This is a genomic window from Microcystis sp. M53602_WE12 (genome assembly GCF_030065455.1).
GTDB lineage: Bacteria > Cyanobacteriota > Cyanobacteriia > Cyanobacteriales > Microcystaceae > Microcystis > Microcystis aeruginosa.
Genome location: NZ_JASJFB010000073.1, coordinates 1 through 21579, shown reverse-complemented (window position 1 = coordinate 21579; position 21579 = coordinate 1). Strand labels below are relative to the sequence as shown.

Sequence of the window (21579 nt, the reverse complement as noted above, 5' to 3'; positions counted from 1 at the left end):
TTGAACGTCCCAATCCTATTTTCGCAGCACTAACATCGGACTTTAACAGGTCAAAAGCTTTATTTTAAAAGGGTTTTACCATTATTCAGCAAACCCTAATTAGACAAGAATTTCCGGATTTGGCGGCAAAGTATTTCGACAACAAACCCTATTTTTGGGCGGGAGCTTATTTCGTGGCTAGTTGTGGCGACGTTACTGTCGAACAACTAAAAAAATACGTCGAGAACCAAAACTCCCCAAAAGTGGAAAGGCTACTGCGTTAGTTTCATTCTGGTCGCGATTCATCTCCCGTTAACCGCTACGCAGTTTAACGGGAGTCCTCTCGCGACCTTGAGATAGGGGTGAGGGGTGGGGCAGATTTTTCAGGGATCGGTAAACAGTAAACAGTGAAAATACTCCTCACCTAATACCGCTTACCGATCACCGATAACTTAATTATTGGCCATTACCCAATTAACTAGAGTGCGGACGGGAAAACCGGTGGCCCCGGAATTATTAACGCCATTTTCTTTATCGCACCAGACCGGTCCTGCGATATCTAGGTGGAGCCAGGGAGTATTATTAATGAATTGCTTCAAAAATAAAGCGGCTGTAATGGAACCGCCGGGGCGCGGGCCGGTGTTTTTCATATCGGCAATTTGAGACTTCATCCCCTCGAAATATTTTTCTTCTAGGGGCATTGGCCAGAATTTTTCGCCGGCTAATTTAGCGGCCTCTTGGAGTTGAACAGTGAGACTCTCATCGCTACTCCATAAACCGGCGATATCGTCCCCCAAAGCGATGACACAGGCCCCGGTTAAAGTGGCTAGATCCACGATCGCATCCACCTCTAATTTTTCCGCAAAAACCAAGCCATCGGCCAGGGTTAATCGTCCCTCGGCATCGGTGTTATTGACTTCAATAGTTTTGCCATTAGAAGCGGTTAAAATGTCCCCAGGGTGCATAGCGCGACCACTAATCATATTTTCTGTAGCCGGACAGATAAAGTGTACTTCCACTTCTGGCTGTAATTGGGCGATCGCCTTGGCTGCGCCTAGGGTGGCGGCACCACCCCCCATATCCATTTTCATGGTTTCGATGCCACTGCCGGCCCCTTTAATATTCAAACCGCCGGAATCAAAGGTTAAACTTTTGCCGACGATTGCTAGTTTACGTTTCGGGGTTCCTTGGGGTTTATAGATTAAATGAAGGAATTTCGGGGGAATATCCGAGGCTTTGGCCACTCCTAGGAAGGCTCCCATACCCAAGCTTTCGCATTCTTCCTGTTCCAGAATTTTGAGACTTAATCCGTATTCGGCGGCAATTTGCTCGGCGGTTTCTGCCATGGTTAGGGGGGTAACGGTGTTAGCGGGAGCATTGACTAATTCTCTGGCCAGAATCACCCCGGAACAGATTTGCTCGGCTTTGGCGATCGCAGATGTTTGCTCTCCTAAACCCAATAACTCGACGGTTGCTAATTTGGCTCCTTTTTCCTCCTTAGTGGACTTGAAGCGGGTATCCTGATGATTGGCCAGTAGTAGTCCTTCCGTGATTGCTCCGGCGGTGGCGGACTGATCACCAACTACCGGTAAACTGATGGCCAGAGCTTGGCTTTTTTGTTGTTTGGCCAGACGAGCGATCGCAGCAGCCGCTAGACGCAGGGTTTGCAGGTCGAAATCGGCAGTTTTTCCCAATCCCACCAGGATTAATTTGCGAATCGGACCACCACCTAGACGAGTCGCCGCACTGCTGCCTAATTTTCCCTCGAATTCCGTCTCGGAGATGAGATCACCTAGGTTTCCCCCTAGTTTATCGTTTAATTCTGCCAATTCTCCTGCAATCTCGATGGTTCCTTCTGGTAAACCTAGGGCTAAAGTATCTCCTGTCCAGGTAAGGAGCGAGGTGTCAGTCGATCGAATATCCATTCTTTATCTCGATAATTCTTTGCAAATTGCTTCTATTAATCACTATACTGTAAGCTCTATCAGTTATCATCTATTCAGGTTTAGTGGCTCCCTGTCAAGAATCAAGGTCTAGCTCTTGCTAAAATCATTGTCCCTGATTGCTGATGCTGACTGGGGATAACTGCCAGCGGTTCTACTACTTAGAAAAAAATTACCAAGTTTGTGTTGATCCCTCAAGGAGAAATTTTTATGGAAATATCTCGCCCTAATCAAGCAGAATTAACCGCAGAAGAACAACAGGAACTAGAAAAGTTGCGAGCTATTATCGAACAGGCTAGTGTTGATGGCGTGATCACTCAAGGGGAAAGGGAAAGAATCGCCCTAGCTATGAGGTCTGATGGTAAAGTGACCCTGGAAGAATTAGAGTTGGTCAGAACTTTAATTACCGAAAAAGTGAGCAAAGGGGAATTAGTTCTGGATTATCTTTAAACTCTGGAAAATCAGATAAAAAAAGACGGGGTGAAAACCCCGTCCTATTTGTCAAGAATTATGACAAATCCTTGACTTGTGATACTAATTGTGCTACCACATCTTGAGCGCTACCAAAGAGCATAAAGGTTTTGGGATTGTAGAATAATTCGTTTTCCACCCCGGCAAAACCCGATCGCATACTGCGCTTAATCACGATCGTGTGCTGTGCCTTATCCACGTCGAGAATTGGCATTCCATAAATGGGACTAGCTTTATCGTGACGGGCAGCGGGATTAACCACATCATTCGCCCCAATAATTAAGGCCACATCGACGCGCTCAAACTCAGGATTAATATCATCCATATCGTAGAGTTGCGGATAGGGAACATTAGCTTCGGCCAGTAATACATTCATGTGTCCTGGCATTCTTCCCGCCACGGGGTGAATAGCATATTTAACCTCAACGCCATTTTTTTCCAACTGTTCAGCTAATTCTCGCACTGCGTGTTGTGCTTGGGCCACCGCCATGCCGTAACCGGGTACAATCACCACAGAACGCGCATAACCGAGCATCATTGCCCCTTCTTCTGAATCAATAGCATGAACTGATTTATCAAGGCTAGAAGTGGCGCTCGCTTCGCCTCCAGCACTAGCACCTGTACCAAATGCCCCAAATAGTACACTAGCCAGCGATCGATTCATGGCTTTACACATGATCTGAGTCAGGATAATCCCCGACGCACCCACCAAAGCACCAGCGATGATCAACATACTATTCATCAGGATAAAACCGACTACGCTGGCGGCAAGTCCCGAAAAAGAGTTTAAGAGCGAGATAACCACGGGCATATCGCCGCCGCCGATGGGAAGCACGAATAAAGCCCCGAAAATTAGGGAAAGTGCCACCAAGGTCAGGAAAACATCGATCGAGGTGGGATCAAAAAAGAGATAGACACTACCCCCTAAAAAGGTGAGTAGCAAGAGAATGTTAAAGGGTTGTTGGAAAGGAAAAGTTACGGGCGCGCCACTGATTAATTCCTGTAATTTGGCAAAAGCGAGGACACTACCGGTAAAAGTGACACCGCCGATCAATATACCCAAAATAGCGATCAGTATCGAGTCAAAGGCAATATTTTCACCACTTTGCAGTAAACGCCAGTATTCGCCAATGGCAATTAAAGCACTGGCAGCACCGCCTAAACCGTTAAAAATCCCCACCATTTGGGGCATAGCTGTCATCGGGACTTTTTGCGCCGAAACTAGGCCGATAATCGAGCCAATCACTAACGCCACGGCGATTAAACCATAGCTGAGGATTTCTTGATTGATTAAGGTGGCAATAATGGCGATTAGCATCCCGATGGCAGCCAGAAAATTGCCTTGACGGGCGGTAGCGGGGGAAGATAATTGTTTAAGACCGATGATAAATAAAATGGCGGCAAGTAGATAGGACAACTCGATCCCTGTGATAAGGGCATTATTCATGATTTAGCCTCTTTTTTCTTGAACATTTGCAGCATTCGATCGGTAACGACAAAACCACCGACCACGTTAACCATCGCCAAAATAACGGCAATTAACCCTAAAATTACGGTTAATTCGTGCCAATCCGTGCCTCCGGCGATGAGGAGCGCACCGACAACGGCGATACCTGAAATTGCATTCGCTCCCGACATCAGGGGTGTATGGAGAGTGGGAGGGACTTTATTGATTACCTCGAAACCGACAAAGGAAGCGAGGACAAATACCACTAAAGCGGTTAAAAGTTGGGCAGTCATTGGTTAAAGAAATAGGGGATAGGGTGTGGGGTGTGGGGTGTGGGGTGTGGGGTGTGGGGTGTGGGGTGTGGGGAGAATAAAGCTGCCTCCTGACGACCGACTCCTGCCTCCTGAATCCTGAATCCTGATAGCTAAAAAGCTGATAACTGTTCACTGAGGGCGGATTTAATGCGTTGGTTGCGGATTTCGCCGGCGTGGGTGACACAGGCACTATCAATGATGTCATCGGCAAAATCGAGGTTTAAACTGCCGTCTTTGCTGACTAAAAGCTGTAGCAGCATTTGCAGGTTTTTGGCGTACATCTGGCTGGCATTGGTGGCCACTGTGGCAGGAAGATTAACGGCTCCGACGATTTTTACACCATTTTCGATTATTTCTCGTCCCGGTTGGGTGTAGGCGCAATTTCCGCCCTGTTCCGCCGCTAAATCAACGATTACCGACCCCGGTTTCATGGTGGCGATCATTTCTTTGGTGACTAGCAGGGGGGCCTGTTTCCCCGGTACTTGGGCGGTGGTGATCACCACATCAGCCCGCTTAATTGGTTCGGCCAAGGCTTGACAAATGCGCTCCTGTGTGCTAAGAGAAACCTCTTTGGCGTAACCGTTATCGGCGACGGTATCTTCTTCTAGGGGCATTTCAATAAATTTCGCCCCGACACTCTGCACTTCTTCTTTGACTTGGGGACGAATATCAAAAGCCTCCACCACTGCCCCCAAACGGCGGGCGGTAGCGCAAGCTTGCAATCCGGCAACTCCTGCCCCCAATACCAGCACTTTGGCTGGGGCGATCGTCCCGGCGGCGGTAGTCATCATCGGGAACATTTTCGGCAGCTCAACGGCGGCGAGGAGTACCGCTTTGTAACCGGCGAGGTTAGCCTGAGAGGAGAGGGCATCCATACTCTGGGCGCGACTACTGCGGGGAATTAATTCCATACTCAAAGCGGTGATCCCGCGCTCGGCTAATTTGGCAATGCGCCGGGGTTGACGCAGGGGATCGAGAAAGCCGAGGAGGATACCACCATTTTTGAGGCGATCGATCTCGCTATCGCTAGGAGGGACGACTTTGAGAATAATATCGGCAGTTTCATAGATATATTCGCTGTTTTCGCTCAGGGCGGCTCCCACGGCACTATAGGCACTATCGGCAAAGTTAGCGCTAATTCCCGCCCCATTTTGGACAATTACCTCAAATCCCGCCTTGACTAAACGGGCGACGGTATCCGGCACTAGCGCCACCCGCGCCTCGCCTTGGTCACTTTCTTTGATTACGCCGATTTTCATGGCTGGGTTTCTCCTTAGTAAGTCCTTCTCTTGTCTTATGCTGTTGGGGTAAGGGTTTCGTTAAATGCGATCGATCCCTTGGGATAATTTCGAGTCAAAATTGCTTTTCACTTCCATCCTAGCTATCCTCACCTTTCTGGCTCTTTTTCGGGGTAAATCTTAGGATTATCTTCAGAATTAAAGGGTTTTGAGCGGCACTGCTTGGGAATTTTTACCTAGTGATGAGGTAGTTGGGGAACGCTGGAATGGTTAACATTAGCCAGTTTTCGGTCGTTGATACCAGATTAAATTATACTTCATCTTTATGAGAAGGGCTGTAAGCTATTTCTCAGTTCTCCCTGACCGAGATTATAAACTAATAAGCCGAGAGACATTAAGGATAACATTGCCTCGATTCTTTGTGAGATTTTGAAAAAAAACTATTGTGCTATCCATTAAGAAATTACCTTAAAGTTTCTAAAATTAATGACAAAGGTAAATCGAGGGCTTGAGCAATTTGTTCAGCAGTTAGCCCTACTTGCACCAGTCTGGGAACGGTTTCTAGTTTTGCTTCTTTTAATTTTTCTTCAATCAACAAGTTTTCGGTTTCAATTATATCAGAATTATCCATGGCTAAGTTTTCAGGATATTGAGGGGAGTTGGGACAAAAATTAAGTTTTTCAATTTGTCCAGAATTAACCAAGTTATTGCTACTATTAGTAATTATTAATCTTTCAATTGCTGATCGAACATTTGATTTGTTTAAATCTTCGCCTAATGCTTCTGAGAGAATGTGCCAAAGTTCATAGGCTTTATCTCTAGCATGACCTTCAGAACATTTATACTCTTCTGCTATTTTTGCATATTTTTGTCCATTAAAAACACTTTGTAAAATGCCTAGTTGTAGGGTGTAAATGTGTTTTACTGTTTGACGAAAAACAAGATTATCAATCTCTTTGAAAACCTCTTGAGTGTTCCTATCTGATTATTTTAGAATTTTAAGCTTTACCTTCCGACATTATCCGTTATTTTCCGACTTTTGTAAAGAGGCTTAATAAAACTCCCGACAATTTCCGTTGTTTACCGTTTAGTAACTAGCATTTAATAAATAAAAAAATGAAGAATTAATTAAAGAACATATTGATAGTCGATCCAAATGTTATTTTTATGTCAGTCAGATAGACTAAAAACATCAAATGAAAGTAGAGTGTTAAATATGGCAAAAATTGACGGTATTCAATTACCTGCTGACTTAAGTGGTAGCTTAGGAGGCACTCCTGAAGAAGCGGCCAAAGTCTTTTTATCTGCAGCAAGTAAAGGTTTAGCTAAAGTTATTGCTGATGCACTTGTGGATGCAGTGGGAGAAACCATAGGAGATGGTGCCGCTCCTGATTGGACAAAATTAATTACAGGTGCTGCAATTAATCTAGACTGGGAAACACCGGCTAAAACTCTGCCTTTAAGAGTTGAACAAGGAAAGCCGAGCATTTTACAAGCAGCAGCTTTTTTAGCTTTTGTCAGCGATGATACCCTAGGGCAAGCCACTAGAATTAACAAAATCACTTGGATTAAACAAGAACAAACCCAATGGTGTTGGGCGGCTTCAATGCAGATGGTTTTTCAGCAAAATGATGACATCACAACGCAGCAATGTAACCTTGCCAATGTTGCTTTTGAATTAACAGGTTGTTGCAGTTCACCCAATAGTTCATTGTGCAATAAACCCTTGCCAATTCTTAATATTGCTCCTATGTGGGTAAGGTATAGTTTTAATCCAATTTATATTAATGGTTTGATTGAATTTACCACCTTACAAACTGAACTTGATAATCAACGTGCAGTAGAAATCGGTTTTAAATGGAATGGAGGAGGGGGTCATGCCGTTTTAGCAGTCGGTTGGGATATAATTGATTCAGTCCCCCAGGTCATCATTTATGATCCTTGGCGGGGTGAAATAATTATTCCCTACGATCGAGTTAAAACTGCCTATGGCGAAGGTCAATGGCGATGGACATGGATTAATATTAGGAGATAAACTAAAATGGCACATTTTAAAACTTTACCCGATGACGTTTTAACTCAATTACAAAGAAAAGTAGGTTTTAGCTTGTCTAGAATAACTGAGTCTCTCGGTGCAGTTTCCCCTGCTTTGCATGAAAGTGTAGATGTCTGGAATCTACCCGCAAATGCAGTGGTTGAACCAACCAACGATTTAACCCGTTTAGCTCGTCCATCAGGGCAATGGCATCTGCAAGTAAAATCAGATAATACCCCGATCGCCTACGCTCGCTCTAGTAGCCTTGGCAGTGAACCTACAGATTGGTCTGTGGATGGAATTTTTCAATCGGAATTAGCAGAAAAATTCGATCAAGCTATTAGCTGGATTGATGAAAATATCCCTGAAGAAAATATCATAGTCAGATTATTAGTGATTCCAGCTTATCAAACCCATGCTTTATGGTTGATTGATGAAAGTAACATCAATAATCAAAAAATTCTTGTTATTGATGCTCCTCTTGAATATGGCTTTAATTTACCGACCAAGATCGATAAAACTCAAGAAATAGAGCAATTTCTTAACCAACTACGCTCGGTCAAACACGCTGAAGGATTAACGGAATAGGGTGGATAATTCTGCTCGGCAAAACCTAATCAGATGTTTAATATCGACAAAGCTGCCCTTGTCTAGTAATAAGAACATGGATAAGCTGCCCGCGTATTTAAATTGCTTGTTGAGATGAGCCAAGAGGCAAAAGTAAAGGGATTGGGGGAGAACTAATCTAAGGATAGGCGGTTAAAATTCCTCTTAGCTTATTCCCTATCTCAACAACAAAATTAATAAATAGAGACGTACCGTAGATAGTACGTCTCGACGCTCTCAAAGTTTTACAGTTCTTTTAACTTCGATCGCAATTCCTCTAATTCCGCATCCACTGCCGAATCCCTGACGGTGGTTGCTTGGGGTAAAGTGGGTTGACTAGAAGCTGTACCCGGTAATGCTCCCCCGGACATTTGTGCTTTCAGCATTGCTAATTCATCCTCCACATCGCTACCCGATTCTAGTGCAGCGAATTGACGTTCCATGTCGATGCCACCCAATTCACCGATCGCTTGACTACGGGCTTCTATCTGCACAACTTTTTCTTCCATGCGCTCAAAAGCGGACATGGAACTACTGGTATCGATACTGCCGAGGGTTTTTTGGATTTCTTCGTTAGCTTTTGCGGCTCTGGAGCGAGCTACTAACATATTTTTCTTGGTTTTTGCCTCAGAAATCTTACTTTCGAGCGCAATCAAGTTTTTTCTCAGACTATCTACCTGTACCGTTTGCTGATCCAGTTGATTTTTGAGAATGGCGGCGGTTTCCGTGAAATCTTTCTTGCGTTTAAGAGCTTCCCTGGCGAGAGTTTCATCCCCTTTAGAAAGGGCTAATTTGGCTCTTTGTTCCCATTTATTGGCTTCTGACTGGTCTTTGCTGTATTTTTGTTCCGTTTGTCGCTGTTCGGCGATCGCTCTAGCGACCGCTTGACGTACCTGTACTAGATCCTCTTGCATATCACTGACAGCTTGTTCCAGCATTTTTTCTGGATCTTCAGCCTTGCTCACCATATCATTGAGGTTAGCTCGGACAACTCGGCTAAGGCGATCGAATAAACCCATGACGCTCTTGTTCCTCTCGGTGTGTACTAAATCAGTTAACTGTTCTTAAAATTTCCTATCTTGCCTAACGGCTTATTATCCAATATAAACCACGAGAGCTAGGATAGGGGATAGGAGTTAGGAGTCAAGAGTCAGGAGACAGCTTTTTTCTCCCCACACCCCACACCCCACACCCTACACCCCACACCCCACACCCCACTTCCCACATCACCCATCCAAGTTTTCTTGTTTTAACTTGAGTAATTCCGCTTCAATTTGTTTTTGTCCCTCCAAATCTTGGAATTGTCGCTCTAAGGGGTCTTTATACCCGATTAAATCGGCTTGGGATTCGGCTTCTAGGACTTTTGCTTCTAATTTCTCGAAAATAGTTCCCATCTGACTGCTGTTCAAACTGCCCATAATTTCTTGGGCTTTTTGACTGGCACTCGCCGATCGCAATCTGGCCACATAAAGGCTTTTTTGTGCTTTCATCTCAGCATATTTGCGTTCAATTGTCAAGAGTTCTTTCTTTAACTTTTGTATAATAGCCGTCTGTTGTTGCAGGGAGGTTTGTAGGGGGGCGATCTGACTTTGATAGGTTTGCCATTGGCTGAGAGCTTGGCGGGCGAGTTCCTCGTTACCGTGATGTAGGGCTAATTGGGCGCGTTCGTGCCAAGTTTGGGCCGCTTTTTCCTGTTGTTGTCGTTGGCGCTCGGTACGTTTCTGGGTAGCGACGGCTGCCGCCAGGGCTTGTCGCATTTGCATCAATTCCCCTTCCATCGCCAAGATCGCCTTTTCCAGCAGTTTTTCGGGATCTTGATTTTCCTGAATCAGACTATTGACTTGGGCGCGAATTGCTTGGCCCATGCGATCAAACAAACCCATTGCCGTCCTCCCGATAGGAACCCTAATAGTTTACCGAAGTGCCGCTCCTATCAATAATGATAGAACTAGGGACGGGGGACTGGGAGGGATCGGCTGTTTCTGAAGGTGCCGGACTACTGGGAGAAGGGGATGCTTGTAATTCTGGCGGTAACTGTTTCATTAACTCCACCGCCTCCTGTCGGTTTTGATTGGCCAAGCGACGGGCTTTTTCCCGTTGAAAAAAGGGTAAATTAGCGGGTGATTCTTCTCTTTGACGCAATTCCTCCAACATTCGTTCGTTAATGATCGCGGTCGAGGGGGCGGGGGTGACTTGGGGCGGTGGTGGCGGTGGTGCAGAAACTAGGGAAGATACGGGCGGGGTGCTGGGGTTCGGGGGGGCGACGGGTAAAGATTGCTTGATCTTACTGACGGGTAATTGATGGGCCGGCATTGGGGATGGTGGCGGATTCGGGGGTAAGAGGGCATTAGTCAGATTGATAGCGGTGGGGGGACTCTGAACCACTGGTGGGGCGGGAATGTTAGCGATCGGGCTAGTTTTAACCGGAGGAGCGGGAATATTAACGATCGGACTGGTTTGAGGAGTTTTCTGTACCGGACGAGCGATCGCTATCAATCGATCGAGGTGGCGGGAGTTATTTTGGCGCTGCTCGAGGGGGGAATTCTCAGTTTTCCTCGGGGTGGGGGTAGTATTGGTTAACCATTGATTGAGACTGAGGAGACTATTAGCAATTAAAAAGATCACCATTGCCCGGATACCCCAAGGGGTAAAAAAGAGATCTTCAGCTTGGGGATAGACGTTAATGACAGCAGCTTCTAGGTATTCTGGTTCCCGAGCGGGATCGATGGCTGAACTGGGTTGATGAACGATCGAGAGAGGGGAATCTTGGGGGGATGGGGATCGATCGGATTTCATGAGGGTATTAAAGGTTATGCTGAAAAGTTAGGGGGTTTTTTCGTCCTAGTGTACCGTGGTATTCCCTAGATTTTCCAGATGTCTTTACATTCTCTTGACAAAATTTTGGCGGCTATTACTCAACAGGTGGGTTGGGAAGAATATCGCCAGTATGATCAAGTGCTGCAATTATGGCCAAAAATTATTAATCCCCGTCTGCTTGAGCAAACCCGGCCTTTTTCCCTGAGTCGCGGGGTTTTATCGGTGGCTACCAGTAGCGCCGCTTTAGCCCAGGAATTGTCTTTACAACGCTATAGCTTATTAAAACGGCTTAATAGTCAGTTAGAGACTCCCTTGGGCGATATCCGCTTTTCTGCTGCCCGTTGGCAGCAAGATAGTCAGTTAATTCCTCCAGAAGCGATCGCACCTAAATCCCTGAGAGATCATCCTAGTTATGTCACCCCGGAAAAACCGCCAGAAAATCCCCAGCAACCGGACAGTTTAGAGAGTTGGAGCCAGAAAATAGTTCATAGAACCCGATCTTGGCCGATTTGTCCTCGTTGTCAGTCTCCCAGTCCCTCCGGAGAGCTTGAGCGTTGGCAATGTTGTGCTTTTTGTTTTGCCCAGTCGGGCGGGGTAAAAGATTAAATTTTTTTATAGTCTTGTGGAAAGAGTGGTTTTGAGTCGGGAATCAATTGGCCGATCTTTTCTGTCTTAATTGAACCTGTATTCATCAATTCTATTCGGCTAAGGCTTGATCCCCGGTTTGTTATCGGCGATACTAGAGCCGATAACCTCGGCCACAACTGAGTTGAACTCTTCAGTTTTGAGACAGTGCTGCTTTTTGCAAAGTAACTATTAAAAGATTCTAAAAATAAAATTTTTTTTGGGGATCACTAAAAACTATATGGCGTATCAGTCCTAGCTATGGTAGTCAGGAAAATACCCTTGGCACAGGGTAGGACAATATTACACAGAGCGAAAAGAGAGTCATCCCTTGAGTTCCTTATAATCATCTTCCTTTTAAAGCTAACCCATGCAAGCCGCAAACTTTCTTACCTCTTCCTGTCGATACTGCCGATACTATCAAACCCAGGGTCGGCGCGGTGGCACTTGTCAACAACTAGATGTTCCCGTCGAAGCTCATTGGAAAGCCTGCGCTCTAGCGATGCCTCCTTTTAGTGCTGAATGGCAACAACTCAATCGGGTGGTTAGTTTAGAACAGTCTCTAGAATTAACCTGTGCAGTGTCGCCCACTCCCGTGGTGGTTTCCCCTCGTCGTCATGCTCCCCGACAACCGATCGCGGTTTAGAAGCTCTAGGTCCTAAACAGGAGCAAAAAATTGGCGTTGCCCATTTAAAACATGAATTCACCCCTCCACATCTTTTAGGGCGCTATTTTTGAGATAATAGATGAGTTGATTGCCAAGATAAAGCGTCGCCAGAATGCCCCTGATGACTTCTCATCGTCCCCTAAAAATTGGTATAGTTGGCACAGGGTTCGCCGCTCAACGTCGCGCTGAAAGCTTGCAAGCGGATGATCGCGCCCAGCTTCTGTACTTTAGCGGTAATAGTCCCGAATCGATCGCTAATTTCTCGCAAAAATACCAAATTTCTGCCCTAGATTCGGCAGTAAGCCTGGCCAGTCATCCTGATCTCGATCTGATTGTCATTGCCAACGTTAATCAGGCCCATGCCTCGATCGCCCGTACTGCTTTAAAATCCGGTAAGCACGTTATCGTCGAGTATCCCCTGGCTTTCCACCCGGCAGCGGCAGCAGAATTAATCACCCTAGCCGAAACCGAGAACAAATTACTGCACGTCGAACATATTGAACTTTTGGGGGGACTGCATCAAACCCAACAGCAGTATTTAGCCAGCCTCGGCAATATCCACCTAGCCCGTTATACCACGATCGCCCCCGGCAGACCAGCACCCCGGCGCTGGACATTTCATCGGGATTTATTCGGTTTTCCCTTGATTGCGGCCCTTTCTCGTATCCATCGCTTGACTAATTTATTTGGGGAAGTGGAGTCCGTATCCTGTCATTGTCGTTATTGGAATGCCCCGGAATCCGATTATTTTCTGGCCTGTTTGTGTGAGGCACAGTTATTATTTAAAAATGGCTTAATTGCTGAAGTTACCTACGGCAAAGGCGAAGTTTTTTGGCAAAATGAGCGAACTTTCACTATTCATGGCGAGGCAGGTAGCTTAATTTTTGAAGGGGAAACAGGGCAGTTAATTAATAGTGAAGGTAGCCAAGCTTTAGAAGTGGAAACCCGTCGCGGTCTTTTTGCCAAAGATACCGCTATGGTGCTAGATTATCTCTTTGATCGGTCTCCTCTTTATGTTACTCCCCAAGCCAGTCTTTATGCCCTAGAAGTGGCCTACGCTGCCTATCAATCTTCCTTGTCGGGAAAAACAGTTTTTCTCTCGGCCAATTAAACCTACTTAGACTTTTTGAATTAACTTTCTGCCTAGTAAACCCTGGGGACGAACTAACAACATAATAAAGAGAATAGCAAAAGCGATCGCCTCTCGATAACCGGAATATTCTGCGGGAACAAAAGCTTCGGCAATACCCAATAATAAACCACCGATTACTGCTCCGGGGATACTTCCCAATCCCCCTAAAACAATCACTCCTAAACCTTTTAATCCGAAAGCAATACCGAAATAGGGGCCAGCGATACTAACACTAGAACCGACTAAAGTTCCTGCTAAACCTGCCAAGGCACCACTAATAAAAAAGGTAATCACGATAAATTTTTCGGGATTGATCCCCAACAAACTGGCCGTGGTGACATCTTCAGCTACCGCTTGTAAAGCTTTGCCCATTTTGGTGAAATTAACCCAATAAGTTAGCAAAGCCACCATAACTGCTGAAACCAGAAAAATAATAATCTGAATTGTGCGAATTGCCACGGGGCGATCGGCTGTACCGAAATTAATTGCGGGGGGAAGATTGCCATAAATCCCATCGGGAAAAGTATAAATTTCTGCCCCGAATAAGTATTGAATGACATTGACAATCACCACGGCTGCCCCTAGGCTAGAAACCAGAGTTAAGAGAGAATCGGAACCCCGTACCCGGAGGGGTTTAAAGGCCAATCTTTCCAGAAGAACCGAGGTGAAACCTGAAAGGATACAGCCTAGCAAGAGTGCTAAAAAAAAGGGTAAGGAAAAGGGTAATTTGGCATTAGCCAATAAACCATTAAACCCGAAAACTCCCCCCGCTAGAGCGTAGGTAAAATAGGCACCGAGGGTAAAAATTGCGCCATGGGCAAAATTGATAATCCCTAAAATGGAAAAAATCAAAGTGTAACCGAGGGCAAAAATAGCATAGACACTACCGATCGATAAACCGTTTAAAACCTGTTGAAAAATCGTTACTAGATCCATTGTCAGGGTTAGCTAGGGTAACTTTTGATTATAACTGACGGTCGCCACCACATCCGGTAAAGGACGCTGCAGTTTATATAACCAGAATAACCCGAAAATACCGATAGCGATCGCTCCTAAACTAATTATTTGCGCCATTTTTAGAGGCCCAAACATTAAACTATCGGTGCGTAGCCCCTCGATCCAGAATCTACCTAGACTGTAGGCGATAAAATAGACTAGGGTAAGGGTGCCAATTTTTAATTTACTAGGGTGTTTTAAACCCCAGAAAAATAGATAGATGAGTAGGGCAAAAACTGCCAGATTCCAGAGAGATTCGTAGAGAAAGGTGGGGTGAAAATAATCGACGGCGATATATTCTAAAGGACGACTAGCCGGAGGAATAAACAACTTCCAAGGTAAATTAGTCGGACTGCCAAAAGCTTCCGAATTAAAAAAGTTACCCCAACGTCCGATCGCTTGACCGAGAATAACTGAAGGGGCCACCAGATCGAGTAATTGCCAAAGAGAAACCCGATTAATGCGGGCAAAGATTAGGGCCGCCAGCAAACCCCCGATAATTGCCCCGTGAATAGCAATACCTCCCTTCCAAATGGCGATAATATCAGCAGGATTTTGCGCGTATTCTTGCCACTGAAAGAGAACATAGTACAGACGGGCTGCAGGTATGGCTCCCACTACTAACCAAATGGCCAAATCAGCGATTAAATCGGGATTGATCGCTCTTTTTTGAGCTAGGTACTGGGAGAGGGTGACACCCAATAATACCGCCATAGCAATCAGAAATCCATACCAGCGCACCGAAATCGGTCCGATCTCCCAGAGGATCGGGCCGGGGGACTGAAAGACAAAACCTAAGAGCATAAAATTATTAAGAATAAAAAATTTTATCTTTCCTATAGTATCTTATGCTATGATGAGGTATGCTGACATATTTGCGGATGTGGCGGAATTGGTAGACGCGCTAGATTTAGGTTCTAGTATCTTTTTGATGTGTGGGTTCGAGTCCCTCCATCCGCATTAACCTTCGGGTCGATGAAGTGTAACCTGATTTGGTGTTGACGACCGACGACCCAAAACAAAGACTTCTTACCGATTCAGGAGAGAGGAGACTTCTCGGTTTAGTAAATTCAGGCATTTTGTCCGATAAATAAGGTTTCTGTCAGTTCAAAAACTCTTTGATCTGTATTTTTTCCTTTTGACGGCTGACTCGGACAATGCTGACTCAACCAGAGGTTTTAAAATTTTTTAGAGGAAGTCTAATATCATTTTGCAAAAGTAATGACAGACTTAGTTGGTCATTAAACCTCTTGCATAATTAATTTTTGATGGTTCAAAAATGAGAAAAATAGGCATAAAATTGCATCAAATCACTAAATAGAGCATTTAATTGATTATTATTCATTCTTAATTCTCCTGACTACTGACGACCGGCTACTGACTCCTAACCCTCACAACAATTTTTGATTTTTGCAAGAGGTCTATTCTAAGGCGCAATTACGCTCTGAGAGAAGAATTGGGCTTGCAGATGTCAGTCACGACTATTGAAATTGGTACAACGTCCCTTAAATGAGTTACACCAAATAAGTGACCTAGATCGTGTGACTGGTAAGAGGGAGAGGAACAATCTATCCTAAACAGTAATAGAGAGCTAGATAGCAAAATACTCCTTAGCAAGATCTCGCTCTAGCTCTCGATGTGGAATACGAGAAGACAGACAAGGTTAGGTCAGACCTAATCCTGTCGAAATTGTTCTTAATTTTATCGACATTTTAGCGACTACTTGCGCTCAGGAAGGTACTTATATGGATCAGCCTTTTGAAAGTGATGTTATGGAGGACTTAGCCGCTAATTCCTCCTTTGCCGATGAGGGAGCCTTCGATGCTTGGGAAGGTATGGAAAGCGAAGGTTTTGAAGGATTTGAAGCCGAAGACAGTTTTGGCGAAGACCAATTAGGATGGGAAGATCTGGGAGGAGAGGGCTTTCTGGGAGAAGACGAATACGAGGCGGAATTAGGGGAAGATTTCGGCGATGATTACCTCATCGATAGCGGAGTCAATGATTGGGATGCCCTAGAAGAAGCCGTTGCCGATGCCCTAGACGCGGAAGACAGCGATGAATTTTTCCGACAATTATTAGGAGGAATTAGCCGGGTGGCGGGGGCAGCCCGTCGGGGAGCCACCACTGCCAGCCGGGTAGCCCGGGGGGTGGGACGGGCGGTCCAAACTGCCGGACGAGTAGCTGGACAGGTGCAGCGAGTGGCAGGCCAAGTGCAGCGAGTGGCGGGACGTGCCGGACGCGCTGCCAATCCCTTGGCCAGCATTTTGGGGCAAGTAGCGCCGCTGCTGCAACAGTATGCCGCCCAGGGCTTTGATGAATTGGATGCCCTAGAAGACTTAGCCGATTTATTTGCCGATGAGGAGCTAGATGAGGCTTTACCCGTACTAGCTGGTATGGCGGCCCGCACTATGGTTAGACCGGTGCTGCGCCGTGCCGCCCTCAGTAGTCCTCTCCGTCGTCAGATCGTTCACAGTACCACCCAAGTGGCTCGAAATCTAGTCCGCCGTCAGGGATCGGCTGCCCTGCGAGCTTTGCCGAGGATAGCTCAGAGTGTCGGACAAACCGCCGCTCGTCGTCGTTTATCCCCCAGTCGCTTACCGCAAGCTATCCGACAAACCGGGGCGAGAGTGGCGGCGCAACCCCGTTTAGTACGGCAGTTATCCCGTCCCGCCCCGGGGATGAGAAGAACTTCTGTTCGCCCCGGCCCCAGTCGCGGTGGTCTGCCCCAGCGCCTAAGACTACAAGGACCGGTGGAAATTATGATCACGCGCCTATAGCTATTTCTGCCCTTGTAATTAGGAGAGAAAAATCATGTATCAAGCCTTTGAAACCGATGTCATGGATGACTTGTTTTACGATCAAGTGGAAGGCCCCGCCCAAAGGGGCGACTATTACGATAGTTACGATGCCGGGGATGAATTCGGGGAATACGATCTGGCCGAAGCCGATGATGATGCCTTTATCGGTGGTTTAATTCGCGGCATCGGATCGATGCTCGGTAGTGGTCAGGGATTTGACGAGATGGAAGACTGGGGAGAACAGGGCTACGATTCTGGTTTCGATGCCCTGGAGGATGCCCTGGCCGATGCCCTGGCCGAGGAGGACACGGACGAGTTTTTCCGACGCTTGGGACGCATCGCTCGCAATGTGGGACGCAGAGTCGGACAAGTTGCTGGAAGAGTGGGCCGGGGAATTGGTTCCGTAGCCCGCGTGGTCGGACCGATCGCCAGTATGATTCCCCTACCGCAAGCGCAATTAATCGGACGTATTGCCAACGTGGCCGGAAGACTTTTGGCTGATGAGGCCGATGAGTTTGAGGCTTTGGAGGACTTATTTGACCTGGCCGAGACGGAAGATGCGATCGATGCGGCCGCTCCCTTTGTTTCCGCCGTTGCCCTGCGGACCGCTATGCCCAATATCTCGCGACTACCGCGGCAAACTCGCCGGCAATTGGTCAGTAGTGTCAGCCAAGCTACACGCACCCTCGCCCGTCGTCAAGGGCCGGCCGCCGCTAGAGCCGTGCCTCGCATTGTCCGGGGGGTTAGTCGTACCGTTGCCCAAAGAGGTTTACCCGCCCGATCTGTGGCTCCTGCCGTGCGTCGTGCCGCCGCCCGAGTCGCGCAAAGTCCTCGCACCGTGCGCCGTTTAGCCCGTCCGCTCACTACCAGATCCCGTCCCGGCCGGCGATCAATGTCCGGGGGACGACCTTGCCCCACCTGCGGCCGCAGCCATAGCTATCGTCTGCGCGGACCGGTAACGATTCGGATTCAAGGCAGTTAGGCAACCAACCGCAATGGGGGCAGTATGGGAACGAGAGCTTTTCTACACAATAAAATTTTAGATCTAACGGCGCGAGCGCGTCGTCTAGTCAGGGTAAATTATGCTTCCGTGGGGATTCGCCCCCAAGATTTACCCTACGCTCCCTCTCCTGACCATTTTCGGGCAGCTAATCAACGTCTGGCTAAGATTGATCGCCAAATTCAGCGTCGTCTTCAGCATCTACAAGGGACGTGGAACGAGTCACCGATAGAGCGAGTTTTAATCGATATAGCACTGGTAGAACGGGAAATTGACCGCGCTCGCCGTAGTTTTGGGCTATTTTTTGAAATTTTTAGTCAAAGGGGTTCCTCTTTTGCCGCCGCTCTCGCCGCCCATGATCTGATCGCGATCGATTGTTATCGGGCCGTTCGCGAGTCCTCTCCGGGGTTATTTCGCGCACCGATGCTCAAACCCTTGTGTTATATGGAACACGGTTTCTCGCCTGCTACCATGCGTCGTGGCGTTTTGCTGACTCGTCTTTTGGGAGAACCTAATCCCTTCCCGATTATCCGCATCCCTTGGGATCGAGATAATCCTTGGCAACCGGTCTTTATCCACGAAGTAGCCCACAATCTGCAAGCGGATCTGGGGATCTGGCAGGAAAATCGTCAAGCGGTGATCCGTCGCATTCTCGGCACCAGTGGCGACCCCAGTATTACTCGCATCTACGGACGCTGGCATAAGGAAGTTTTTGCCGATTTAGCGGCGATTTTATTAGCCGGTCCAGCCGCAGCCTGGGGAATGGCACTTTTTCTGGCTCATCCCGCTCCCCGTACCCTTACCTATCGTCCTGGAGGAGCGCACCCGACGGCATATCTGAGAATTTTGATCTTAGCGGAAATGTTGCGACGGATGGGATTTGGTCAAGAAGGCGATCGCCTACGCTCGGTTTGGCAGCAACTCTATAACCCTAATCGTTTTCACCGTCTGCCGGCACGTCTGTTAACCACCTCGGAATTATTGATTCCCCATCTGGTGGATGAAATTGCCTATCAAACCCGTCGCAATCTCGCCCAACAGGCCCTGGCCGATATTATTCCTTTTTCTGAAGATGATGAAAAAGCGATTCAAGCCGGTGCTAGACAATTAGTCCACGGAGAGGTTCCCCCCGATTTACCGCCGCGATTTCTGGTCAGCGCCGCTAGTTATGCCCTCGCTACTGGTCAAATTCCCGCCCGTCAGTTATCCAATCGGGTTATTAATCATCTTACCTCCCCTATTCCCCCATCTTCACCCAGTTTTAAAGAAATACAAGCCGCTTTGCTCTGAAAACTTAGGAATATAGGGGATAACTGATCACTGAAACAACCCCAACACCTTTTTTCCTTGCCCTGATAAATTATGAACACTTCATCTGGCAATCCGTTTAATTACAGTAGTGCCATGGCCAAAAATAATGGCCTGATGCCGAACAGTAGTTCTCGTATGGCGTTGGATAATCTTCTGCGGCGAGAATTAAAAGTCAGCGATCCCAATGATGCCAAACAGATAGCAGAGGCATTACTAAACCGCTATAAAAACAATCCTAGAGCAGTAGCCATCAACAAGGAGGCGGAGGGAGTTCCCTTTCTTTTGGCTTCTGGTACACCGATGCCCCTGCAGCAAGCCCCCACATCCTCCGATGCAGAAATGCAGCAAGCGATCAATGATGTGGAGCGGGATTTGCAGGAACTGACCACCAACTCCATCCTCAAGGACGTGACCCCAGAATTGGAAGGCTGGGCGATGGCAGTTCGTTCTGCCATTCAGGAAGGGGTGAATTCGGCTCGTTTTGCCCTCGATCCCAGACAGCGGGATAAAACCTTCGGCATCCGTCGCACCTTGGGGGATTATGCTCGCCTGGCGCGGCTGGTTGGGGCGCTGACTCCTACCATGAGCCTCATCTATCGCAAGTTCGCTCAGAGTTTGGATGAAGTGGCTTCCGTCTTATTTGTGATGATGGGTGAAGCACTCTCTAATGTCGGCTTCGGCGGTCGTTATCTCTTACAGGCTCCCTATAGCGAGTTACAAGTGCGCCGGGATGCTGTTATCTATGCCCTGCGGAATTTAGTCGGGGCAACTCAAGAGGCTTATGCTCCCAACGAATGGCCCAGAGGGATCGATGCCTACCGCCAGCTTTTCCAACGGTTGGAAGAACAGGGACAAGGCGATCTTCGCGCTCTCCTGGTTGAAGGCGAGTTAAGTCGCGTCATGGATGCGCTCATTCAAAGGTCTGGTCAGGGTAGTGTCGCGGGTTTGCGCCAATTAGGGGCAACAGCACAGTTGGATGTCGAACGCCTGCGGCGCCTAGTCATCGTTGGTAAGAACTTGATCTATCCTGCTGCTCCACCTCTGACTGCTTTTCTGGAAGCTTTGCAGCTTTTTGTGGATGGTTTCGAGCCATCCGGTGGATTCCGGTTGCTGCGGATTGCCCGACCGCCGATTTTGTTCTATGGCCTGTATGGGATGTCCGCCTTTGATGAAGCTGAAGAAAGGCTGCTACGGCTGATCATTGAGCGCAATCAGCTTGCGGATAAACTGGACTGCTATTTGCAATGTGGCTGTACTTCTAAAACAGTTCTCTGCCAAATTGTTCTCGATAAAATTCTTTACGATCTCGATCGCGCGATCGACCTCTATGCTGTGGGGACGCAAGATACTAACGATCCTCTGAAGAAATCGCCAGAAAAACGGGCAGTTGCCTATAGCTACATCGTGGATGTTTTCCTATTTCCTAATCAGCCTAAAGGGGAAGCAAACCCTGAGCGAGGTCGCTGTCTCCTAGAAAATGATACTACAGGTTCCGAAGTTTTATTACCTGGCGAACAGGGTAATTCCCAACAGTACCTCAATCATCTCATTTATCAAAGTTGTTTGCAGATTCGCAAGGATCTTTATGTTTCTTCTGGAAACCCTGAACCCGCTGACACGGGGGTACTACTAGCACTTCCTGAAAATGACAAAACAATCAGAGACTTAGTTTGCCAAGAATTACAAGTTCAAAAAGACATGGAAGGTCGTTGGGAAAATCTGGTGCAAACGATGGCTCCGTCGTGCATACCATTTAGGAATGTTCGATGGAATAATTCAAACAATAACCACTCAGTATCAGGAGTATTTAATGTCATGAACAGCCTAATTAATCGAGCTTTACAGAGAGCTTTAGGGAAACAAGAAGATGATAACCCAATCGATCTTGAAGTTAAATTTGAGTTACCCAGTAACTACGAAGAAAGCCTGAAGATTGTTGCTGATAAGCTCAGTCCTAAACTAGGCGAGTCAGCCCAAAATCTTGCTGAAGATTTTGATGATTTAGTTAATGACAATCCATTAACTTAGCCATGACAATTATTGATCACCGATTCATAAACTGGCTCTTCGGTTTGTGTTATGCAATGGACGGGGGTTATAAGGGATGGAACCCTTATAGAGAAAGGCATTTAGCGATTTTTGTCAATTGTTTTTTATCTAGAGCGAACTAATCAATTAAGTCTCTTGCCAGATAAGGATTT

At 47.0% G+C, this 21579-nt stretch carries 21 protein-coding genes, 1 tRNA gene and 1 pseudogene; 12 read left to right on the top strand and 11 right to left on the bottom strand.

Going from position 1 to position 21579, the window contains the following annotated elements; genetic code table 11:
* Window positions 1-83 precede the first annotated feature (83 nt).
* Window positions 84-263: pseudogene (locus tag PX482_RS03290) on the top strand (transposase); the annotation flags it as partial.
* Between the two features lie 168 nt (window positions 264-431).
* On the opposite strand, the gene PX482_RS03285 reads toward PX482_RS03290, so the two are convergent.
* Window positions 432-1904 (bottom strand): leucyl aminopeptidase, encoded by a 1473-nt coding sequence (locus tag PX482_RS03285; RefSeq protein ID WP_002757690.1) that lies wholly within the window; start codon window positions 1902-1904, stop codon window positions 432-434.
* Between the two features lie 228 nt (window positions 1905-2132).
* Between PX482_RS03285 and PX482_RS03280 the strand changes: the two genes are divergently transcribed.
* On the top strand, window positions 2133-2372 hold the full coding sequence (locus tag PX482_RS03280) for a hypothetical protein (RefSeq protein ID WP_002757689.1): 240 nt from the start codon (window positions 2133-2135) through the stop codon (window positions 2370-2372).
* A 58-nt stretch (window positions 2373-2430) separates the two neighbouring features.
* On the opposite strand, the gene PX482_RS03275 is transcribed toward PX482_RS03280, so the two are convergent.
* The 5 genes from PX482_RS03275 to PX482_RS03255 form a co-directional block, all read right to left on the bottom strand.
* Window positions 2431-3840 carry an NAD(P)(+) transhydrogenase (Re/Si-specific) subunit beta gene (locus tag PX482_RS03275; RefSeq protein WP_002757688.1) on the bottom strand — a complete coding sequence of 470 codons (1410 nt, stop codon included), beginning with the start codon at window positions 3838-3840 and terminating at the stop codon, window positions 2431-2433.
* Window positions 3837-4133: an NAD(P) transhydrogenase subunit alpha part 2 gene (locus PX482_RS03270; RefSeq protein ID WP_002733247.1), complete on the bottom strand. Its 297-nt coding sequence runs from the start codon at window positions 4131-4133 to the stop codon at window positions 3837-3839. Before PX482_RS03270 ends, PX482_RS03275 begins: the two co-directional genes overlap by 4 nt.
* Window positions 4060-4287 carry a hypothetical protein gene (locus tag PX482_RS03265; RefSeq protein ID WP_071824980.1) on the bottom strand — a complete coding sequence of 76 codons (228 nt, stop codon included), beginning with the start codon at window positions 4285-4287 and terminating at the stop codon, window positions 4060-4062. Before PX482_RS03265 ends, PX482_RS03270 begins: the two co-directional genes overlap by 74 nt.
* Window positions 4265-5413, bottom strand: a complete 1149-nt coding sequence (locus PX482_RS03260) for a Re/Si-specific NAD(P)(+) transhydrogenase subunit alpha (RefSeq protein ID WP_002757687.1) — start codon at window positions 5411-5413, stop codon at window positions 4265-4267. Before PX482_RS03260 ends, PX482_RS03265 begins: the two co-directional genes overlap by 23 nt.
* 442 nt (window positions 5414-5855) lie before the next feature.
* The gene (locus PX482_RS03255; RefSeq protein ID WP_288055987.1) at window positions 5856-6344 is read right to left on the bottom strand and encodes a helix-turn-helix domain-containing protein; all 489 of its coding nucleotides are present in this window, start codon (window positions 6342-6344) and stop codon (window positions 5856-5858) included.
* A 264-nt stretch (window positions 6345-6608) separates the two neighbouring features.
* Between PX482_RS03255 and PX482_RS03250 the strand changes: the two genes are divergently transcribed.
* Together PX482_RS03250 and PX482_RS03245 are read left to right on the top strand one after the other, a co-directional pair.
* Entirely contained in the window at window positions 6609-7427 is an 819-nt protein-coding gene (locus tag PX482_RS03250) for a C39 family peptidase (RefSeq protein WP_288055965.1), read from the top strand.
* 6 nt (window positions 7428-7433) lie between these two features.
* Entirely contained in the window at window positions 7434-8015 is a 582-nt protein-coding gene (locus PX482_RS03245; protein ID WP_288095691.1) for a hypothetical protein, read from the top strand.
* 263 nt (window positions 8016-8278) lie between these two features.
* Here PX482_RS03245 and PX482_RS03240 read toward each other — a convergent pair whose 3' ends face one another.
* The 3 genes from PX482_RS03240 to PX482_RS03230 form a co-directional block, all read right to left on the bottom strand.
* Window positions 8279-9052: a PspA/IM30 family protein gene (locus tag PX482_RS03240; protein ID WP_002757681.1), complete on the bottom strand. Its 774-nt coding sequence runs from the start codon at window positions 9050-9052 to the stop codon at window positions 8279-8281.
* 207 nt (window positions 9053-9259) lie between these two features.
* Complete coding sequence (locus tag PX482_RS03235) at window positions 9260-9916, bottom strand: PspA/IM30 family protein (protein WP_002757680.1); 657 nt, start codon at window positions 9914-9916, stop codon at window positions 9260-9262.
* A 22-nt stretch (window positions 9917-9938) separates the two neighbouring features.
* Window positions 9939-10829: a hypothetical protein gene (locus PX482_RS03230; RefSeq protein WP_002757679.1), complete on the bottom strand. Its 891-nt coding sequence runs from the start codon at window positions 10827-10829 to the stop codon at window positions 9939-9941.
* Window positions 10830-10907: 78 nt separating this feature from the next.
* Here PX482_RS03230 and PX482_RS03225 point away from each other — a divergent pair, with 78 nt between their 5' ends.
* The 3 genes from PX482_RS03225 (at window position 10908) to PX482_RS03215 (ending at window position 13252) form a co-directional block, all read left to right on the top strand.
* A complete protein-coding gene (locus PX482_RS03225) occupies window positions 10908-11456 on the top strand; it encodes a DciA family protein (protein ID WP_002757678.1) in 549 nt (182 codons plus the stop codon).
* Window positions 11457-11844: 388 nt separating this feature from the next.
* Window positions 11845-12120 carry a hypothetical protein gene (locus PX482_RS03220; protein ID WP_002757677.1) on the top strand — a complete coding sequence of 92 codons (276 nt, stop codon included), beginning with the start codon at window positions 11845-11847 and terminating at the stop codon, window positions 12118-12120.
* Window positions 12121-12253: 133 nt separating this feature from the next.
* Window positions 12254-13252 carry a Gfo/Idh/MocA family protein gene (locus tag PX482_RS03215; RefSeq protein WP_002757676.1) on the top strand — a complete coding sequence of 333 codons (999 nt, stop codon included), beginning with the start codon at window positions 12254-12256 and terminating at the stop codon, window positions 13250-13252.
* Window positions 13253-13258: 6 nt separating this feature from the next.
* Here PX482_RS03215 and PX482_RS03210 read toward each other — a convergent pair whose 3' ends face one another.
* Together PX482_RS03210 and lgt are read right to left on the bottom strand one after the other, a co-directional pair.
* Window positions 13259-14209, bottom strand: coding sequence for a branched-chain amino acid ABC transporter permease (locus PX482_RS03210; RefSeq protein ID WP_002757675.1), 951 nt, complete (start codon window positions 14207-14209; stop codon window positions 13259-13261).
* Between the two features lie 12 nt (window positions 14210-14221).
* The gene (gene lgt, locus PX482_RS03205; protein WP_002757674.1) at window positions 14222-15073 is read right to left on the bottom strand and encodes a prolipoprotein diacylglyceryl transferase; all 852 of its coding nucleotides are present in this window, start codon (window positions 15071-15073) and stop codon (window positions 14222-14224) included.
* A gap of 73 nt (window positions 15074-15146) precedes the next feature.
* Between lgt and PX482_RS03200 the strand changes: the two genes are divergently transcribed.
* From PX482_RS03200 to PX482_RS03180, 5 genes are all read left to right on the top strand, one after another.
* A tRNA-Leu gene (locus PX482_RS03200) sits at window positions 15147-15229 on the top strand.
* 785 nt (window positions 15230-16014) lie between these two features.
* Window positions 16015-17046: a hypothetical protein gene (locus PX482_RS03195; RefSeq protein ID WP_002757673.1), complete on the top strand. Its 1032-nt coding sequence runs from the start codon at window positions 16015-16017 to the stop codon at window positions 17044-17046.
* 34 nt (window positions 17047-17080) lie between these two features.
* Window positions 17081-18049: a hypothetical protein gene (locus tag PX482_RS03190; protein ID WP_002757672.1), complete on the top strand. Its 969-nt coding sequence runs from the start codon at window positions 17081-17083 to the stop codon at window positions 18047-18049.
* A 24-nt stretch (window positions 18050-18073) separates the two neighbouring features.
* Complete coding sequence (locus PX482_RS03185) at window positions 18074-19357, top strand: hypothetical protein (RefSeq protein ID WP_002757670.1); 1284 nt, start codon at window positions 18074-18076, stop codon at window positions 19355-19357.
* A gap of 72 nt (window positions 19358-19429) precedes the next feature.
* Entirely contained in the window at window positions 19430-21406 is a 1977-nt protein-coding gene (locus tag PX482_RS03180) for a hypothetical protein (protein WP_288095685.1), read from the top strand.
* Window positions 21407-21579: the final 173 nt, after the last annotated feature.

Bases quoted from the DNA above. Each gene is read 5' to 3' on its own strand.
- PX482_RS03285 (WP_002757690.1), bottom strand. From the start codon at position 1,904: ATGGATATTCGATCGACTGACACCTCGCTCCTTACCTGGACAGGAGAT.
- PX482_RS03280 (WP_002757689.1), top strand. From the start codon at position 2,133: ATGGAAATATCTCGCCCTAATCAAGCAGAATTAACCGCAGAAGAACAA.
- PX482_RS03275 (WP_002757688.1), bottom strand. From the start codon at position 3,840: ATGAATAATGCCCTTATCACAGGGATCGAGTTGTCCTATCTACTTGCC.
- PX482_RS03270 (WP_002733247.1), bottom strand. From the start codon at position 4,133: ATGACTGCCCAACTTTTAACCGCTTTAGTGGTATTTGTCCTCGCTTCC.
- PX482_RS03260 (WP_002757687.1), bottom strand. From the start codon at position 5,413: ATGAAAATCGGCGTAATCAAAGAAAGTGACCAAGGCGAGGCGCGGGTG.
- PX482_RS03250 (WP_288055965.1), top strand. From the start codon at position 6,609: ATGGCAAAAATTGACGGTATTCAATTACCTGCTGACTTAAGTGGTAGC.
- PX482_RS03245 (WP_288095691.1), top strand. From the start codon at position 7,434: ATGGCACATTTTAAAACTTTACCCGATGACGTTTTAACTCAATTACAA.
- PX482_RS03240 (WP_002757681.1), bottom strand. From the start codon at position 9,052: ATGGGTTTATTCGATCGCCTTAGCCGAGTTGTCCGAGCTAACCTCAAT.
- PX482_RS03235 (WP_002757680.1), bottom strand. From the start codon at position 9,916: ATGGGTTTGTTTGATCGCATGGGCCAAGCAATTCGCGCCCAAGTCAAT.
- PX482_RS03230 (WP_002757679.1), bottom strand. From the start codon at position 10,829: ATGAAATCCGATCGATCCCCATCCCCCCAAGATTCCCCTCTCTCGATC.
- PX482_RS03225 (WP_002757678.1), top strand. From the start codon at position 10,908: ATGTCTTTACATTCTCTTGACAAAATTTTGGCGGCTATTACTCAACAG.
- PX482_RS03220 (WP_002757677.1), top strand. From the start codon at position 11,845: ATGCAAGCCGCAAACTTTCTTACCTCTTCCTGTCGATACTGCCGATAC.
- PX482_RS03215 (WP_002757676.1), top strand. From the start codon at position 12,254: ATGCCCCTGATGACTTCTCATCGTCCCCTAAAAATTGGTATAGTTGGC.
- PX482_RS03210 (WP_002757675.1), bottom strand. From the start codon at position 14,209: ATGGATCTAGTAACGATTTTTCAACAGGTTTTAAACGGTTTATCGATC.
- lgt (WP_002757674.1), bottom strand. From the start codon at position 15,073: ATGCTCTTAGGTTTTGTCTTTCAGTCCCCCGGCCCGATCCTCTGGGAG.
- PX482_RS03195 (WP_002757673.1), top strand. From the start codon at position 16,015: ATGGATCAGCCTTTTGAAAGTGATGTTATGGAGGACTTAGCCGCTAAT.
- PX482_RS03190 (WP_002757672.1), top strand. From the start codon at position 17,081: ATGTATCAAGCCTTTGAAACCGATGTCATGGATGACTTGTTTTACGAT.
- PX482_RS03185 (WP_002757670.1), top strand. From the start codon at position 18,074: ATGGGAACGAGAGCTTTTCTACACAATAAAATTTTAGATCTAACGGCG.
- PX482_RS03180 (WP_288095685.1), top strand. From the start codon at position 19,430: ATGAACACTTCATCTGGCAATCCGTTTAATTACAGTAGTGCCATGGCC.